The sequence below is a fragment of the Gilliamella sp. LMG 34359 genome (assembly GCF_984569085.1).
In genome coordinates, this window is the sequence record NZ_OZ474906.1 from 3,064,046 (window position 1) to 3,083,096 (window position 19,051).

Annotated in this window: 11 protein-coding genes and 8 tRNA genes; 6 read left to right on the top strand and 13 right to left on the bottom strand. The window is 35.0% G+C overall.

Annotation, left to right across the window (positions count from 1 at the left end; all coding sequences use genetic code 11):
- Window positions 1–7: 7 nt before the first annotated feature.
- Both rpoE and AC5LXV_RS14005 read right to left on the bottom strand, forming a co-directional pair.
- Complete coding sequence (rpoE, locus tag AC5LXV_RS14000) at window positions 8–580, bottom strand: RNA polymerase sigma factor RpoE (protein WP_110432862.1); 573 nt, start codon at window positions 578–580, stop codon at window positions 8–10.
- A 197-nt stretch (window positions 581–777) separates the two neighbouring features.
- The gene (locus AC5LXV_RS14005; RefSeq protein ID WP_493466821.1) at window positions 778–3,249 is read right to left on the bottom strand and encodes a class I adenylate cyclase; all 2,472 of its coding nucleotides are present in this window, start codon (window positions 3,247–3,249) and stop codon (window positions 778–780) included.
- 108 nt (window positions 3,250–3,357) lie between these two features.
- Here AC5LXV_RS14005 and AC5LXV_RS14010 point away from each other — a divergent pair, with 108 nt between their 5' ends.
- The 3 genes from AC5LXV_RS14010 to AC5LXV_RS14020 all read left to right on the top strand — a co-directional run bounded on the left by AC5LXV_RS14010 (window position 3,358) and on the right by AC5LXV_RS14020 (window position 6,818).
- Window positions 3,358–3,984, top strand: a complete 627-nt coding sequence (locus tag AC5LXV_RS14010; protein ID WP_493466822.1) for an NUDIX hydrolase — start codon at window positions 3,358–3,360, stop codon at window positions 3,982–3,984.
- A gap of 334 nt (window positions 3,985–4,318) precedes the next feature.
- Window positions 4,319–5,119 carry a YdgH/BhsA/McbA-like domain containing protein gene (locus tag AC5LXV_RS14015; protein WP_493466823.1) on the top strand — a complete coding sequence of 267 codons (801 nt, stop codon included), beginning with the start codon at window positions 4,319–4,321 and terminating at the stop codon, window positions 5,117–5,119.
- 190 nt (window positions 5,120–5,309) lie between these two features.
- A complete protein-coding gene (locus AC5LXV_RS14020; protein ID WP_493466824.1) occupies window positions 5,310–6,818 on the top strand; it encodes a hypothetical protein in 1,509 nt (502 codons plus the stop codon).
- 263 nt (window positions 6,819–7,081) lie between these two features.
- On the opposite strand, the gene AC5LXV_RS14025 is transcribed toward AC5LXV_RS14020, so the two are convergent.
- The 10 genes from AC5LXV_RS14025 to AC5LXV_RS14070 all read right to left on the bottom strand — a co-directional run bounded on the left by AC5LXV_RS14025 (window position 7,082) and on the right by AC5LXV_RS14070 (window position 9,989).
- Window positions 7,082–7,156, bottom strand: a tRNA-Gln gene (locus AC5LXV_RS14025).
- 22 nt (window positions 7,157–7,178) lie between these two features.
- A tRNA-Leu gene (locus AC5LXV_RS14030) sits at window positions 7,179–7,263 on the bottom strand.
- An 82-nt stretch (window positions 7,264–7,345) separates the two neighbouring features.
- Window positions 7,346–7,417 (bottom strand) — tRNA-Gln (locus AC5LXV_RS14035).
- A 22-nt stretch (window positions 7,418–7,439) separates the two neighbouring features.
- Window positions 7,440–7,524, bottom strand: a tRNA-Leu gene (locus AC5LXV_RS14040).
- Window positions 7,525–7,601: 77 nt separating this feature from the next.
- A tRNA-Gln gene (locus AC5LXV_RS14045) sits at window positions 7,602–7,676 on the bottom strand.
- A 184-nt stretch (window positions 7,677–7,860) separates the two neighbouring features.
- Window positions 7,861–7,935: transfer RNA gene (locus tag AC5LXV_RS14050), tRNA-Gln, on the bottom strand.
- Between the two features lie 25 nt (window positions 7,936–7,960).
- Window positions 7,961–8,045: transfer RNA gene (locus AC5LXV_RS14055), tRNA-Leu, on the bottom strand.
- A 37-nt stretch (window positions 8,046–8,082) separates the two neighbouring features.
- Window positions 8,083–8,159: transfer RNA gene (locus tag AC5LXV_RS14060), tRNA-Met, on the bottom strand.
- Window positions 8,160–8,276: 117 nt separating this feature from the next.
- Complete coding sequence (locus tag AC5LXV_RS14065; protein WP_493466825.1) at window positions 8,277–9,374, bottom strand: tRNA nucleotidyltransferase/poly(A) polymerase-related protein; 1,098 nt, start codon at window positions 9,372–9,374, stop codon at window positions 8,277–8,279.
- On the bottom strand, window positions 9,375–9,989 hold the full coding sequence (locus AC5LXV_RS14070; RefSeq protein WP_110432856.1) for a TIGR04211 family SH3 domain-containing protein: 615 nt from the start codon (window positions 9,987–9,989) through the stop codon (window positions 9,375–9,377).
- A 225-nt stretch (window positions 9,990–10,214) separates the two neighbouring features.
- On the opposite strand from AC5LXV_RS14070, the gene AC5LXV_RS14075 reads away from it, so the two are divergent.
- Window positions 10,215–12,332 carry an alpha-galactosidase gene (locus AC5LXV_RS14075; RefSeq protein ID WP_493466826.1) on the top strand — a complete coding sequence of 706 codons (2,118 nt, stop codon included), beginning with the start codon at window positions 10,215–10,217 and terminating at the stop codon, window positions 12,330–12,332.
- A 344-nt stretch (window positions 12,333–12,676) separates the two neighbouring features.
- A complete protein-coding gene (locus AC5LXV_RS14080; protein ID WP_493466827.1) occupies window positions 12,677–13,681 on the top strand; it encodes a substrate-binding domain-containing protein in 1,005 nt (334 codons plus the stop codon).
- A 94-nt stretch (window positions 13,682–13,775) separates the two neighbouring features.
- On the opposite strand, the gene AC5LXV_RS14085 is transcribed toward AC5LXV_RS14080, so the two are convergent.
- On the bottom strand, window positions 13,776–15,554 hold the full coding sequence (locus AC5LXV_RS14085; protein ID WP_493466828.1) for a carbohydrate porin: 1,779 nt from the start codon (window positions 15,552–15,554) through the stop codon (window positions 13,776–13,778).
- 395 nt (window positions 15,555–15,949) lie between these two features.
- Between AC5LXV_RS14085 and AC5LXV_RS14090 the strand changes: the two genes are divergently transcribed.
- Entirely contained in the window at window positions 15,950–19,036 is a 3,087-nt protein-coding gene (locus AC5LXV_RS14090; protein WP_493466829.1) for a beta-galactosidase, read from the top strand.
- The last annotated feature ends 15 nt before the right edge of the window (window positions 19,037–19,051 follow it).

The window sequence follows — 19,051 nt, forward strand, 5'->3', positions numbered from 1 at the left end:
CAGAGCGTTAATTGATTAATGGTTTTATTTTTTCATCAATAGCATCACGGGCTCTAAAAATCCGCGATCTCACTGTTCCAACTGGTGTACCCATAATTTCGGCTATTTCCTCATAACTTAGGCCATCAATTTCGCGTAAGGTGATGGCCGTTCTTAAATCATCAGGTAATGCTTCAATTGCGTCAAATACCACTTTTTCAACTTCTTTAGAAAGTACTAAACTTTCTGGATTATCAACATCTCTTAATGAGTCAGCACCTTCGTAACCTTCAGCTTCACTGGCATCTATATCTGAAGAAGGTGGTCGTCTACCTTGCGAAGTTAAATAATTCTTTGCTGTATTAACCGCTATTCGATACAACCAAGTATAAAAAATACTTTCACCTTTGAAAGAGCTTAATGAACGATAAGCTTTTATAAAGGTTTCTTGCACAACATCTGGGATTTCAGAAGGTAAAACATAACGTGATACCAAATGAGCGAGCTTATTTTGATAACGAACCACTAATAAATTAAACGCATTTTTATCTCCGTTTAAAACGCGTTCAACTAAAACTTGGTCTGTTATTTGCTCCCCCATTAAAGGCCATTCCTCATTATGTTAACACTATTAGTGTGGCCCAAAATTGTGCACTCTAATAGTTAGATTCATAAATTTAAAAAAAGTTCCCATTATTTTAATAGAAAATTTATTTTTTAAGCTAATTATTTAATTTTTTATTACGTTATATACTAAAAAGCTCGTTTCTCAATTTTTTAATAAGCCTGTTAATTAACCTAATTGAGTAAAAATATTTCGCGTTTACCCGAATCATTATAAGTGATTTGATAGAATTGTGGTAAATTAAAATTAACAGAACTACTGGTAGTAAAGGTAAAGCGGTCATCAGATAATACATAGAAGTCATTAATATCTTTGACCATGTTTTCTTTGGTGCCGTTACAATTACGGTAAATTTCGATCTGATTATGCTCGTTTAAAATATATAAATCAAATCCATTTACCGTGTCTTCAAAAAAGAATTGAATAATACCTTCATAAGCGACACTATCTATTTCTTTAGGTAATTCATTACTTTCATCTAAAATATTGAGAGGTCTACCTTGGACTTTATTATTGGATACTGCACCATAAAAATCAATGGCACTCTCAAACTGATGGTATGAAACACCAAATCGCTCAAAAAATAGATACCATGACGCCCCATCAATTCTTAATGGTTTAACTTGGGTAAAATTATTTTTTGTCGTAGATAAGCGTAAATCTACACAATCATACATCAGCTTCTTCATCTGGCTTTTAATTTCATTGCTGAGCTGATTACTATAACAAAAAATCTCAACCGAATTGGGTAAATCAGCATCTTTATGCATGCGATTAAGTAAAGCTTTTATGGCTTCGAGTACACAGAGACTACCACTAAAATGTAACACTCGAATTTCATTCCATGAATTTCGGTAAAGCAAATCAATTGAACTAACTAAGCTTAATTCTTGTTTACCATAATTTAAAACATTGGTGCTGATCTCATCTTCTAATTCTAAATTGATTGTTGGATCGTTTTCTAAATTCAATATGATAGCTAAATGACGTATTTCACATGGCCCATATAACTGCTCTTCAGTAGCTGAAGGAACTTCAATTGGAAAATAATCTTTAAGATCTTTAATCAATTTAGTGATTTTTTGATTATCTCGGTCATCACCATCATAATAATGAAATTGGGTTGAATCGGAAATCAACCCATTAAAGTAACACCATCCAACTAATTTGACTAAATATTTACTGTATTCTAAATATTGATGCCCAACGATCGAATTTAATGTAGGACTCTGGTTATAAACATACCAACCAGCTCGATTAATTCGATCTTCTTTAACATGAATAAAGGTCAAGACATCTTCTTGTAAATTATCGGAAATACTCAATTTTAATGTGGAGATTTTACCCGGTAAAACTTCAAAAGATGCATATAATTTGCGAGTTAATATCGCTAAATCTTGCGGACTAATGAGGGAATCTAGATTGTTGCGCCGTCCAAAATTAAGTAGATTACGATATCCGGTCATCATGGTATGAAGCAATATTTCGTGTATTTCACGAACTTGCTCTATTTTCCATGTTTTACTAGCATCTAATTTTGCTAATAATGATTCATGCCATCCCCATTGTTGCACAAATTCATTTAACACTGCACGTCGCCATGATGGTAAATCACAGTTGTGAGATAATTTTTCATTCACTTTTAAGTAAAAGCAATGCCTGACCAATTCGAGGCGCTGAAAATCTCTAATCTCTATCAAATAATTGGAAATTCGATCTAATAACATCGAGTAAGAATCGAGATAATTATGCGCATGTATTTCACCTTTTTGAATACATTCTCGCATCTCAAATGCAATAGGCCTATTCTTTGGATAGATTGATGAATAAGCTTCAAGTAATAGTGTTTTTAATACAGCTTTGAATGGTGAATCAATACTTTTATAGAGTTGCCACAGACTTGCGCCAAAATACTCTTCGGCAGATAAACCGGTTAATGGTCCAAAATCGATCCATTCTTCACGTTTGATGATATTAGATACCACTAATGCTTGGACACATTTTTCATAGGTTGGATAAGTGACATTATTGACCGTAAAATCAGAGGGAACAGCAAACCATAATAATCGTTTACCAGCTAAAAGATTGGCTGAACGATAAAACTCTTCAAGCAGTAATATGTGCTGTGCAGAGCCACAGTTTTCACCCATTAAACATTCATGGTGTTGATTGATGAATCGGTCGACATCAACAACAAATAACGTCAGTTTTACCCCTAATTCTTCAGCCCAAACTTCAATCAATCGGCACTTTTTGGTTAATGCTTGTTTTTGAGTTGTAGATAAATTATTTTCAATACAGATCCATATATCAAGATCCGATGTGGTAGATTGCCCAATCGAACAAGTACTCCCCATAGAATATAAAGCAGAAATATCCGCGTAATTTATGTTATTTGCGTGATTAAAATCAAAGTCTTTTTTTAATTGATCAATAATTTCTTTGGGTGGTTGATAATATGCAATACCTAATGGCGTATCTTCACTAACATAACCTGGTAGAGCAGGATGATGAAAATGAAATAAAACTGGCAATAATGAAAAAACACGATGAAATGCCGAAGACATACCACTTTGAGCTCGATCGTGTTTTAATACTGCAAGATCATCAAGTTCTTTCTTTATGTTATTAATATCGTATTGCATAGCATAATTCAGGTGAAAAAGGTGTACTATTGACGAACAATTTCTCCAATAATTTTTTATTATAACGTAAAAAGAATGTAAATTTAAAAATAAAACGAAATAAATATTATGATCACTGTAGAAAAAATATCACAATCTTTGAAAAATACCAAAAACCAATTTCAATTGATAAATAAAGCTGCTGTTTTAATACCTATTATCGAGGTTGAAAAACAATTACACCTGCTTTTTCAAATACGTTCGAAAAAACTTAAATGGCAACCAGGTGATATATGTTTTCCTGGAGGACGAGTTGAACCATCTGATATCAGTCCCGAATATACCGCTAAACGTGAAACTTTCGAAGAATTAGGAATCGCGATTGATCAAATAACCATTTTAGGACAATTACCTAAATTTATTGCGTCATTTGCTATGAAAATTTATCCTTTTGTAGCAAAAATTGATCAATTAGATAAATTGGATAATTTGCTAATCAACCATGACGAAGTTGAATCGGTATTTACCGTACCGATTGCCTGGTTTATTAAGCATCCACCAAAACAAGCAACCATGTTTGTTGGGTTTAAACCTGATAATGATTTTCCCTTTGATCTAGTACCAAATCAAACAGCAAATTGGCAAAAAAGATCGGAACATAAGATCCATTTTTATCACTATAATGATTTTGTTATTTGGGGATTAACTGCGCAAATTATTAACAACTTTATCAGCACAATTAATGATGATATTTAGCGTTAATGCATGAATTTATTGAAAAAAATCTTTGATAATTTTGAAAAATTTTTAGCATAAAATGCTTAAATATATTTTTTTAACAAAAAAGTAGATCGATATCTACACAAATAATTTGATTAATATATACTATTAAACGGTTATTTTTCATTTCCACCTTTTCCACACTGTTTTATTTAGCTGTTTGAAAAAAATTAGTAACAGATTGATATCGAGAGCGTTTTTCGTTTTCTCTACTCTCATGCAAACCCTCACAGTATAAGCATTACAAACTTAGTTTAAGCGTTACAAATTGTTTTTTAATTTTTATAACATAAATACAAAGGACATTATTATGAAACGTTTTAATAAATCATCTATTGCATTAGCTTTACTATTATCTTTACCTGTTGCCAATATTTATGCAGCACTACCTTTAACCGCTGACGAAAGTCAATACCTAATCCCTTTTAAAGAAATTTCTGTAACTGGTAGCTACTTGCAAGCACAAAATGCAGCAGATGATATATCTAAAGCTGCTGATGAAGCTGGAGCTAAATATTACCATATAACAGGTATTGAACAACCATCTACAGGTACGACAACTGATCGGGCAGTTGTTTATGCTGATATCTATAAATCAAATGCACCTATTGCTGTAAGCCAAAAAGAAGTGACCCATAACGGTATTGTGCTTTATCCACGTTCTAAAGCGCTTTATTATTTACCATTTGCGGTCGTTAAATTCCGAGGTGATTACAATAACACTGCTGAAATTATGGATGCAGCAAGCAAAATCGCTACCGAAAAAAATGCCTATGCATTTTATGTTTATTCAATTATGCCTAATGATGTAAAAAATCGTGAGCAAGATATTGACGTTGCTTTATACCAAAAAGATGCATCGGTTCGTGATGTTATTATTTCCAAAGCAATAGCCGGCCAAGATGCTTATGAAATCACCGACGATGCTTTCAAAATAATGCAACCTTATGAAACTATCGTGTTCCATGGCACATTTAACAACACTAGCGAAATTAGCGCTGCTGCACAAAAATATGCTATCGCTAACGATGCCCATTTCTACTATGTAAAAGAAGTATCAGCTAACCCTGCCGATACTATACAAACCGTTTATGTGAATTTATATAGATAATTAGATTTAATAGCTATCCATGCGCCATATTAATTTTTTCGTATGGATAGCTTTTATAAAAGCATTAAGTTTCCTAATATTAGTTTAGAAGTATTAACTAGAAGTATTAATTATAAGTATAATTTAAAAAGAAATAACAATAATTTTTTAAAGTTAAAAGTTAAGTAAAGTTAAAGTAAGGTATGGTAAAATGATGTTATTGAAAGGATTTAAATTTGTATTGTTTCTTCTAATTCCATGGTTAAAAAGATTTATCATTTTAGCTGTGAGTTCGATTTTTTTAATGAATCAGTTAGCTTCTGCTTTAGTCGTACAAACAGCACGAGTTGTTAATGGCAATCCCCCTTACTTTAGTGATCCAGAAGCAATTGGTGTAAATGGAGCTCGAGAGTATAATCAACAAAACTTTCATTATTTCGGACTAAAATTTCAATCTTCGACATTCACTGGAATGAATGGGCTGAACCAACACTTTAGGAATATAAATTTCCCACAAGTTGATCCCAATACTACCACACCCAATCAATTGCTGGCCACATTAAAATCTAACTACGGTTTTGATGGTTTTATGGTGCCATTTAATTCCTCCAATCCCATGGACACCCAGTTGGTGACTGATGATGATGGCGACAACATAGCTGACATAACTCCACCGGATGGTGGTTTTAAAATAGATTGGTTCTATCGCGCAGCCAATAAATCTTTTTTATTACTTGAAGCAGATAGAAATAGAACTTTTTGTGAGCTAGCCCGATTAGGTTGGAATCCATATATTAGAGTTTCAGGTTCTATCGCAATAGTTACTAAATATGGCATTCCAAATTTTAGAGTCTACTCTACACCCAAAAGTGATTTTTTTATTTACAATGCGATCAAACCTACTGTTTGTGCCAATCGTCCATCTGTCATATATTCATTTTCTTATCAAAATCGCGATTATACTGGTGATTGGACTACCTTAACTTGGGGAGAAGTTAGTGATCCACACATTGTTGATTCGGGTTTCGTTAATAGCGTTAGTTCAGGTGGTTTTCCAACTACAGGATTCGATCAGGCTCGATTTCTCATGTTTATCGCAGGAGTACCATTTGATTTATCGACAATAGCATCATCAAACAGTTCAAAAGGAGTAAATGTAGAGATAAAAAAAATTAGTGACACTGAGGTAGATAGCCATCTAGCTAACACGGCTGTTCAAGTCAAATTGCTAGGAGAAGCCACTGAAGCAAATCCTACATTTTCTATAAAATCCAATGGTGAAGATATTTATTCTTTTACTATTAAGAAATGGTTCTCGGCACCCAGCCAAGATTTTTATCCTTATAATCAACATACAAGTATTTGTCAGGGGAACTATGTCGTTCCATCTATTGAAGATTTAACCAACAGTGACCAAAGTCTTATAACTAGCGGTGGTGCTTGCCAATCTGATAATAGGTCAGATAACTGTCTAGCCATTACAACTAATCACTATTATCGTCGGGTTGGAAACAATCTTTTAGCTGAATGGGGTGATGTAACTAACGAAGAGAATTATTATCATCACGCGTATCCAGGTAACCATTTCCCTAAAGGGCGTTTATATTGGACTTCAAACGCAAGAGATAGTAACAACCAATACGCGGTAGGTTCAACAAAAGGCGCTATTGAATGGCAGTTGAAAGATAATGAATTATATTTTGTTTGTGTGCTGAAATAGAAAATATATTCATAAATTGCGTTATAAGAGGATATAGCGCAATTTTTATTCTTATTGGTTAAAAAATTTTAATTTAGCTTTTAAAAAGTAATTAATTAACTTCAGTATTTGCTATTAGAAGCAAATTATCATTTATATACTAAATAAACTAAATAAACTTAATCAAAAAAATAAATAGTGACTAATTTTACAAAGACTATTATCAATTAAAATTAATCAAATCACTCAACAAAATAATGCATAGATAATGTCTGAAAATTGAATGGCTGGGGTACAAGGATTCGAACCTTGGAATGACGGAATCAGAATCCGCTGCCTTACCGCTTGGCTATACCCCAATATGTATTGAAATGAGAGATTTGGTACGGGTAGTGAGATTTGAACTCGCACACCTTTCGGAACTAGAACCTGAATCTAGCGCGTCTACCAATTCCGCCATACCCGTATAGATATGATTATAAAGGTAAAATGAAAAAATAAAAATAGTTTAAGTAAGCAGATATCAAAAAAATAAACATCCTGAAATAGCAGGGTATAAAGATTAAAACCTGAGCTTTGCGAGATCAAAACCCGCTGCCTTACCGCTTGGCTATACCCCAATATGTATTGAAATGAGAGGTTTGGTACGGATAGTGAGATTTGAACTCGCACACCTTTCGGAACTAGAATCTGAGTCCAGCGCGTCTAACAATTCCGCTATACCCATATCGATGTGATTATAAAGGTAAAATGAAAAGTGATAATAGACTTAATAATCAGATATCAAAAATAAACACCTTGAAATGGCTGGGGTACCAGGATTCGAACCTGGGCGTGGCGGGATCAAAACCCGCTGCCTTACCGCTTGGCTATACCCCAATATAGGTTGAGGTGATATATCTAATACAGGTTGTGAGATTCAAACTCGCACACCTTTCAAAACTAGAATCTGAGTCTAGCGTGTCTACCAATTCCGCTATACCCGTATAGATGTGATTATAAAGGTAAAATGAAAAATGATAATAGACTTAATAATCAGATATCAAAAATAAACACCTTGAAATGGCTGGGGTACCAGGATTCGAACCTGGGCGTGGCGGGATCAAAACCCGCTGCCTTACCGCTTGGCTATACCCCAATAAAGGATAGATATTAAAATTAAATGGTGCGGGTGAAGGGACTTGAACCCCCACGCCTTGCGGCGCCAGAACCTAAATCTGGTGCGTCTACCAATTTCGCCACACCCGCATTGTATACTCTCGGTAAAAGTATAACTTAATCTTAATGGTGGCTACGACGGGATTCGAACCTGTGACCCCATCATTATGAGTGATGTGCTCTAACCAGCTGAGCTACGTAGCCATTTCATTCGCAACGTCGTAAGCAACACTGCGAGGCGCATTATGCTTGTGTTACAGCAAATCGTCAACCCTTTTTTTTAGATATTTTGAAAAAAAGTGATGATTGATTAAGATACAATCAATTACCGTTTAATAACGCTTCAATTCGCCTTTTTTGTAACTCTTCATGAATCAATTTTCCGCTATAACCGTCGGCAATAATATTTTGCACATTGACACCAAGTGCTAATTTATATGCCTTTTCAAGGTATTGTGCTTGAAGAAAAGGTTCGGTTTTAGCATAAGAGTGGCTAGCGATGATTAATTGCTCAAGATGACAAGGATTACGCCAAACATCTATTCGATTGAATAACCCAATAAGTTGTGCGGCGGTTAATTGTGTCACTTTTTCAACATCATGGTGGTATTGCTGCACCATAATCGCCAATTTTGAATACTCATTTGGCGCTTTAATGCGTAAACATAGTTTTTCAAGCTCTGCTTTTGATGGAAATTCACCGCATAATACCGCAAAACGAATTGTTACATCATCAGTTAACAAAGTTGATTTCTTTAATGCATCTATAATAGTGTTAGAAAGTAAAAGAGCTGGAAATAATAGCGATAAAGCGCCACATTGTTCTAGCACTTGAAAATAAACTTGCGGATCTGCGCTTGCTAATGCTTTTTCGGTCTCTTTCCATACGCGTTCGGCAGTAAGCGTATTTATTTCACCAGCTGAAACCATCTCTTTCATCAACTTCTTAGTTTCCGAAGCAATAGTAAAGCCTAAATGATGATAACGCGCAGCAAAACGAGCAACACGTAAAACCCGTAAGGGATCTTCTCTAAAAGCAGGAGAAACATGGCGTAATAATTTTAGTTTGAGGTCTTCAATGCCATGATAAGGATCAACAATATTACCATCTTCATCCATGGCAATAGCATTAATAGTGAGATCTCGGCGGATAAGATCTTGTTCTAAGGTAATATCTTGACTAAAGTCACAAATAAATCCTCGATAGCCTTGCCCCGATTTTCGTTCGGTTCGAGCCAATGCATACTCTTCTTTAGTTGTGGGGTGTAAAAAAACAGGAAAGTCTTTACCAACCTGTTGAAAGCCTAAAGCCAAAAGCTCATCAGGTGTCGCACCAACCACCACCCAATCACGATCAATAATAGGGAGATGCAATAATCTATCTCGAACTGATCCACCAACAAGATAGATTTTGCTCATTTAATTCATCCAACGATCTTTTTTACGACGACCAGGCATAATAGCCGGCAAAATAAGACCTAAAAGAAAACCGCCACCAGCAACTAATCCGCCATAAGTAAACCAAGTTACAATAAGATCTCGGCGTTTATCATCCATTTGATTTAACATTGATTCAAGCTTAATTCCTTGCGTGCTGTTAAGTTGTTCTAATTCATTATTCTTATTTTGCAAGCTTTCAATGGTTTGTTCTGCATTTTGTAATTTCTCTACATACTCTTTGACTGCTTGATCTTTATACTTTTCGGCGTTTTCAACTTTATCTTTGTATTCTTCAAGTTTTGCTTCTAATGTCGGTAACAGTGCTCTGAGACTAAGCTGATCTTTCAATTTTGTTGATTCAATCCAAGCGGAACGTCCATTAGCGAGTTTTATTAAGCTATATTTACCGTCAGCACTTTTTTCGAGTTCGGTGACCTTATCACCTGCTTTAACCGAAGTTGAATAAGCATATTGTGTTCCTGGACCACGACGCAGATAAATATCATCCTCTTCTGTCACATATTTATCTGTAGCATTGACATAAAAAACCAATGTAATAAAAGAAAGTAAAGTAATAATAATCTGTTTTTTCATGATATTTTATATTTTTCATCCATAATAAAAACATAATAACACAAAAAATTAGCTTTTCGCACAATCATTTACAATTAAATTTAATTAATTCCTTAACTCAAAAAGCACAAAATGAAAGCGATTACATTTATTGAGATCTTAATCACAAAATTAAAGATTAATGATATAAATTAATATAAATTCTGATTATTCTACTACCGCAAATGATTAATATTTGGAGAGAATATGAACTGCCATCTTACAAACCATGATATAGACATTATCTTACGCACTCAACCCTATGCTGAACTCTGTTATTTTGGTAAGCGATTACAAAAAATAACTACTGATGCTATCGATATGCTCATACCGGCAGTACCGAATTCACGTATAGATATTGATGTACCTTTCACCCTCTGCCCAGAAGAAGGAGTAGGAAATTTTAGCACCCCAGGGCTTGAAGGTCACCGAAATGGTAAAGATTGGTCACCGGTATTTATTACCCAAAAAGTAACCAAGAAAAAAAATGATATAACCATAATCTGTGAAGATAATATTGCGCAACTTCGCTTGACCAGTAAGCTTATTTTAGATGAAACGGGGGTATTACAATGCCAAAATAGCCTGACTAATTTAGGTGATGAACCATATCAAGTTAACCGTTTATCCGTTACATTACCCATTCCTGAACGAGCGTTAGAATTAATGGCGTTCAGTGGTCGTTGGATTAAAGAGTTCTTCCCTCACAGAACAAAAATACAACATTGTGGATACCTACAAGAAAATCGTCGCGGTCGTACCTCCCACGAATACTTTCCCGGTATGGTAGTTGGTACCGAGGGATTTAAAGAACAAACAGGCGAAGTGTGGGGCGTTCACTTAGGTTGGAGTGGTAATCACCGTTTCCAAGTTGCAGTAAAAAGTAATGGTAAACGCTTTATCCAAGCCGAAGTCCTTTATCTTGCTGGTGAGGTATCATTAGCTAAAGGTGAAACTTTAAGTACACCTTGGTTATATGCAACTTATAGTGATGAAGGTTTGAATAAAATGAGCCAGAATTTTCATCAATTTTTACGCAAAAATATTATTCATTTTGCGAGTGATAAGCCTCGTCCAGTTCATTTAAATACTTGGGAAGGTATCTTTTTCGATCACAACCCTGATTACATCATGAAAATGGCGACGAAAGCAGCGCAAATGGGTGTTGAACGTTTTATTATTGATGATGGTTGGTTTGGTAAACGTGATGATGATTATCAAGCATTAGGAGACTGGTATTTAGATAAACGCAAATATCCAAATGGTCTTGAACCAGTTATTGAACATGTCAAAAAACAGGGCATGGAATTTGGTATTTGGGTTGAACCAGAAATGATCAGTAAAAATTCGGATCTTTATCGAGCTCATCCAGACTGGTTACTTGAATTACCTGGCTATAATCAACCCGAAGGTCGCCATCAATACCTACTTGATTTACAAAATCCAGCAGTCTTTGACTATCTTCTTGAAAGATTAACATGGTTGCTTAGCAGTTATGATATTGACTATATCAAATGGGACATGAATAGAGAGATTGTTCAAGCAGGCCATGATGGTCAACCAGCAGTAGTTGGACAAACTAACGCGGTATATCGTTTGATGGATATGCTGCAACAAAAATACCCTAACGTTGAAATAGAATCATGTTCCTCTGGCGGTGGTCGTATTGATTTTGAAGTTTTAAAACGTACTCAACGTTTTTGGGCATCCGATTCGAATGATGCATTAGATAGACAAATCATACAACGTGGCATGAGCTACTTCTTCCCTCCTGAGGTAATGGGTGCACATATCGGTGGCAAAACCTGTCATACCACCTACCGTGAATTAGATATGAATCTACGCGGATTAACCGCATTATTTGGACATATGGGAGTCGAGCTTGATCCAGTAAAAGAGTCCACGGAAGAACAAAAAGGCTTTACACACTATATTCGTTTACATAAACAACTACGTCCATTATTACATAGTGGTAACAGTGTTCGTTTAGATGTTGATGATAGCGCTGCTATGCAAAGTTATGGTGTAGTAAGTCAAGATAAAAAAGAGGCGGTATTCGTCATAGCACAATTAGCATTACCAACTTATGCATTAAGTGGTAATTTACGCTTAACTGGATTATTGACTGATAAAGAGTATAGCATCGAAATTCTCGATCTACCTCATCACATCGATCCACAAGTAAATGGTCACGCCATGAAGTCATTTCCAAAATGGATGACAACTGATACCACTCTTTCAGGCGATTGGTTAATGAATATTGGCTTACCATTACCGGTACTTGATCCAGCTACAGCAATGTTGATAAAAATAACAGCTAACTAACGGTATCTGTTTAAATTTTAGTTAAATTGAGGGGAATTTAAGCTATTGATCATTCCCCTATTTAATAAATCAAAACTGAAACGATTCAGGTGCTAATGGTTTGTTGGCAAAGCCATATTTTTGCATTATTATCATTTGCTAAGTTATAAACTTAACAGGTTACGTATCTGTTTAAATTATTTAAGATAAATAAAGATGTTTTAAGTTACGCTTCTCGCTCTCACTATAAACCCTTTTTTGACTTAAAAGTTAATAATTAATAGTTGTAAATAACTTTATATCAAAAAAATTAAATATAAAGTTTACAGAAGTTTCATTGGTAGTAATAATTTTAAAGGTTTTTTATGGCGACGATAAAAGATGTTGCAAATTTAGCTAAAGTTTCCGTTGCGACAGTATCACGGGTGATCAATAACGCTGAAAATGTGAGTGATAAAACTCGTGAAACAGTAAAAAAAACCATGGAAAAGTTAAATTACTACCCTGATGCAAATGCTCGTGCTTTATCGCAACAAAACTCTAAAACGATTGGAATTGTTGTCGCTGACGTATCCGATCCTTTTTTTGGCGCTATGGTCAGTACAGTCGAAAAAGTTGCATCTAAAACTGGGCATTTTTTGTTAATCGGTAATGGTTACCATAATGAACAACAGGAATATAACGCGATAACTCACCTAATAGAACATCGCTGCTCATCACTGGTTGTTCATGCAAAAATGTTACCGGATAACAAATTAATGAAGCTTATGGAGCAAGTACCGGGTATGGTACTAATCAATCGTTCACTAAAAGATTTTGAAAAACGTTGTATTTCACTTGATGATCGTTATGGCTCATACCTAGCCGTTAAACATTTAATTCAGCATGGACATACTAAGATTGGATATTTATGTTCCAATCATGAAATCTCGGATTCATCCGATCGACTACAAGGTTATAAAGATGCATTGATAGAATATAACCTTGAAATTAATAGTAATTATATTGCATTTTCCTCACCGAATGAACAAGGTGGAGAACAAGCAATGATGGCATTACTTGAACGTAACCGAGAAATCACTGCAATTGCTTGTTATAATGATTCAATGGCTGCAGGTGCAATGTCAGTTTTATATGATAATGATATAAAAATTCCTACAGATGTTTCTGTTATTGGATTTGATGACCTGTTAATTGCCCGATATTTACATCCTAAATTAACCACCATTCGTTACCCACTACATACCATGGCGGAACAAGCTGCGGAACTTGCATTACGACTGGCAAAAGGTGAAGAACCGCCGTCGAACTTAATTAATATTTTTACTCCAACATTAACGAAACGATACTCAATTAACAAAATAGGATAATCAATATTAAATTTGGAAGATAATAATTGAAAAATGTCAAAAACTTAATATTAACGGTTTTCGACATTTAACTATTTTACGTAAATAAAATTATTTAAAACCAAACTTCGGTTTGTACACCGAAGCTAATTTGATTACCCTTACCATTAAAATCAAATTTACTGATATCATTTTGCAAAGACTCTATATATGAAACGTAGAAACGTATATCGGGTCTTGAAGTCAAAATACTCTCACCCACTTTAAATGAATGGAAAAGCGTAGTTTTAAAACCTTCCTCATGATAACTTTTACCCTTAACTTTATTTTTTTGGCTAAAATAACCAACTTCTATGCCACTTTGATTATAAATGTCCCATATATAAGCAGGTCTTATAGCTGATTTGAAACTGGAAAAATCAGTATGCGCTAAATTAAGATCATATGAGTAAACATCCTTCCCGGTGGTAAGTGCAAGTGCATGAGCCACTATCACATTATCGGCTAAATAAGCTTCACCTTCCGAAACCAGACGATAGGCTTTTCCTCCAGTATGAGTACCAATATAGTCATTATCAGAATTAGCTGCAAATTCAGGGTTATTTGTATTAATGTTAGCCAACTGTGAGGCAACTGAATTGGTTGCAGTTTGTAAGGTTAATTGATTAAATCCACCAAAGAAATTATTTTGTCTAAGAACAAAGCTCCCTAGCCAAGCATTTTTTACACTAACACTATCTTGAATTTTTGACTTATTAGGTGCCGAATAACGGCCATTAATTGCCAGTGTAGCGTCTTGCCATAACGGTATATCTCGATAACGAAACTCTAATTCATTTAGATCAACTTCTTCATGCTTAGTGACCTCTTTTGTTTCAGTTTGACCGTTCTCAACGACCTCGACTTTTTTAGTTTGTTTGACATTAACATCGGCTCTGACTAAGGCTAAATCAAGTTTACCTGCACCAATATCTAAACCTTCAAGACCTATTCCACCACCCGCTGGCGTTTTTTGTGTTTTCCAATCCAACATTTGAATTTCATTATATGGTAGTGAATGTTTACCTACCCATAAATTTGCATCAGGAAATGCAGGAATAAATCCTTTTGTCGATAAATAAATATCCGAAAATTGCATAATATTATCATCTTGGGTATTAAACAAACCAGCAGCCTTATTAGTAGCCACATTACCATCAATCATAACAATGGCATCCACCCTATGACCATCTTCATCATACACCTTCTGTTTGAATACCAGATCATACCAACCACCATACTCATTACCGAATCGACCTAAGGCTCCTTCTGCATAATTTTTAGGTTTACCATTTTTTGAAGTAGACCAACCACCACGGAAATAACCATTGAATGCAAAACCTATTTCATCTTTGATGTAATCTTTAAATTCTGAAAGAGTAAATGAATTCTTAAGTAGATTTGTTTGCAATGTTGGATCAGTATTATCACTTGGTTTAGTATCGTTAACTATAACGATCTGATTGACGACTGCCGGTTGCTGTTGAATCACAGAATTAGATTGAATATGGGTTGAGGTATGGATCGATTTTGATGCTGGAGGTTGAGTTGAAGTTTGCGCGATAGCAATATTTTGATTTTTCAATGCTTGCTGTTGATGATTTATAACAATTTGTTGTTGTTGAATGTTTTTATTTAATTGTGAAATTTGTTTATTTGATTCAATCACTTGTTTTTTCAAATCTATAGATTCTTGAGTAAGTGCTAATATTTTTTGTTCTAACATTGATAATCTTGCTTCTAATTCATCTTGCGTTGCGGCAAATGAGGTTGGAACATAGCACAAGCCAAGTAACGTGATTAAAACAATGCGTTTAGGTTTTACTTTTAATACTGCCTTAGTTAAATATTTCATTTTTCTCTACTCTTTTTATAGAAATTAAAGAAGTCTCTTAAATTTGAGACAAAAAAAACCTAAAAAATAGCTATGGCTATTCTTTAGGTTTTGCCCATACAACTTCGGTAGCAATCCACTGCTTAATAAATAAGCTTTTTTAATATAACTAATTTAATTTATGATTTAAAAATTAAATCCCGGTAATGTGACACATGTCACATTAAAATTTAATTACTACTGACATTTGCTATTTTTCCAGCAAATTTTAACCATTTAAATGTAAACGATTACATAAATGTTAACTCGATCACTGTTTTTACAAATTGATTCTTTATAATAAAAAAAATAACTAACAAAATTCAGTTATCAATTATCCAATTGAGATACAACTATTTGAACCAATGGAGAAACATATGAATCCGTCTTTCGATGAAATTATTAGCAGACAAGATTGGAATAATCTATCTGTATTAAGTCTGAATAAACTTGATACCCACCCTAAATTTCATAGTTGGCGGGACAAGCACAGCGCGAAAAACAATCTTGATTCCAGCGCTATGGTTTCACTTAATGGCGACTGGTTTTTTAGTTATTACCAAAATCCTCAACAAGTACCGGCATCATGGTTAAAAAAAGAGCCATCTCAAAACACTATTCCTGTACCATCAAATTGGCAATTTCATGGTTATGATGCGCCAGTTTATACCAATATCCGTTATCCATTCCCTTATAATCCCCCCTTTGTGCCCGAAGATAACCCAACTGGTTGTTATTCGCGCTATTTTGACATTGATAAAACATGGATAAATAAAGGAGACACCAGAATTATATTCGATGGCGTTAGCTCTGCATTCCATCTTTGGTGTAATGGAAACTGGGTTGGTTATTCACAAGACAGTCGCATTGCAGCTGAATTTGATTTAACACCTTTTTTAAAAGAGGGTGAAAACCGAATTGCGGTATTAGTTTTAAAATGGTGTGATGGTAGTTATTTAGAAGATCAAGATATGTGGCGCTTAAGCGGCATATTTCGGGGTGTATGGTTACTTAATAAACCAAAATCACATTTAAGTGATATTCATATTCAAACGGTGCTTGATGCTTGTTATCAAAATGCCACATTAATATTAGAAGTTGACGTAAAACATCAAAGCGAACTCGATACACTAAATATCAGTATTGAATTATGGCACAAAGATAGGCTTGTTCTTGAACAAACACAACCAATCGGCACACCTTTTGTTGATGAAAAAGGCGGCTATAATGATCGAATGACATGCTATATCCCTGTCACTAAACCACAATTATGGAGTGCCGAAACGCCAAATCTATACCGTCTTGTTATCAGTTTAAATCATAATAAAACGGGGTTAATTGAATCCGAAGCCTATAATATCGGCTTTCGCACTATTGAAATCAAGCATGGTCAGCTCTGTTTAAATGGTCACCCCCTTCTCATTAAAGGAACTAACCGTCATGAATTTTATCCTGATATGGGCTATGCCGTTACCGAACAAGCCATGCTGCATGATATTAAACTTATCAAACAACACAACTTCAATGCCGTGCGTTGCAGCCATTATCCAAATGATCCGCGTTGGTATGAACTGTGTGATGAATATGGTCTATATTTAGTTGATGAAGCAAATATTGAATCACACGGCATGTTCCCAATGTCGCGCTTGTCTGACGATCCTCGCTGGTTAGCGGCTTACAGTGAACGAGTTACTCGCATGGTGCAACGCGATCGTAACCATCCATCGATTATTATTTGGTCATTAGGAAATGAATCAGGACATGGCGCAAATCACGATGCACTTTATGCTTGGATAAAAAGCAATGATCCAACTCGACCGGTACAATATGAAGGTGGTGGAGCGAACAGTAAAGCAACTGATATTATTTGTCCTATGTATGCCCGTGTTGAACAAGACCAGTTCCACCCTAATGTACCTAAATGGGCGATAAAAAAATGGATATCCATGCCGGATGAAAACCGACCACTCATTTTATGTGAATATGCTCATGCAATGGGAAATAGCTTAGGTGCATTCTATAAATATTGGCAAGCCTTTAGGCAATATCCTCGATTGCAAGGCGGATTTATTTGGGAATGGGCCGATCATGGCATTCGCTGCCAAACTAAATCTGGTGAAAGTTATTGGGCTTATGGTGGTGATTTTGGCGAAGCGTTTCACGACAGACAATTTTGTTTAGATGGATTAGTCTTTCCTGACCGCCAACCGCATCCAAGTTTAATTGAAGCCAAAAAAGTTCAACAACCGTTTCAATTCAAACTTATTAGCCAAAAACCATTGGTTATCGAAGTAAAAAGTGAATATTTATTCCACACTGCCCTCAATGAAACATTAGAATGGCAATTACAACTTGATGGCAAAAAACAACTAGGCGGTAAAGTTAAACTCACTCTTGCACCTAACAGCACCATCGAACTCAAATTAATGGACGATATTGCTAATCAACTTGATGGTGAAGAATTACATTTATCACTCGAAGTTATACAAAATAGAGCTACGCCATGGTCACCAGCCAAACATGTTGTGGCTTGGGAACAATTTAAATTAACCAACAGTTTTATTCCACAATTAGCTTTCAGTAATAACAGAAAATTACTCAAATTAACGGAAAACAACCGCGAATTTATTGTCAATTGGCAAAACCAAAGTTGGCAAATCAACAAAAAAACTGGGCAACTAAGTCAATGGAGTAAAGATAAAAAACCTCTGTTAGCTAGTGCGATTACTGATCAGTTTATACGAGCACCTATCGATAATGATATCGGTATTAGCGGTGATTTTGACAGTAATAACAACCCATACGCATGGGTTGAACAGTGGAAAGCAGCAGGTTACTTTGATTTGAGCCATCAATGTTTAGCGATTAAAGCATCACAAACCGAGGATTATATAATCATTGAAGCTTTACATAGCTATTGGGTAAAAAACCGTAAAGTCATTCAAAGTAAATGGTTACATCAGTTTGATCAAGATGGTAACTTAACTCTCTGTGTCGAAGTGGATATTGCTAATGACATGCCTGCTCCTGCGCGTATTGGTTTAACATATCAACTTAAAGAGATACCTAAACAGGTTAAATGGCTTGGCTTAGGACCACATGAAAACTATCCAGATCGAAAAACTTCAGCCATGTTTGCTCAGTGGTCATTGCCATTTGCAGACCTTTATACGCCTTATATCTACCCATGTGAAAATGGCTTACGTTGTGATGTTAAACAATTAATCCTTAATGACATGACCATTACCGGTCATCAATTTCAATTTAACATCAACCAATATGGTACTAAACAGTTGATGGAAAAAACACATCGACACTTATTAGAACCAATGCCAGAAGCGTATGTCAGCATTGATGCTTATCATATGGGAATTGGCGGTGATGATTCTTGGACCCCAAATGTTCATAGTGAATATTTACTGACCGATAAACATTATTGCTATCAACTAAAATTCAAGTGCTAAATTAAATATTATCTA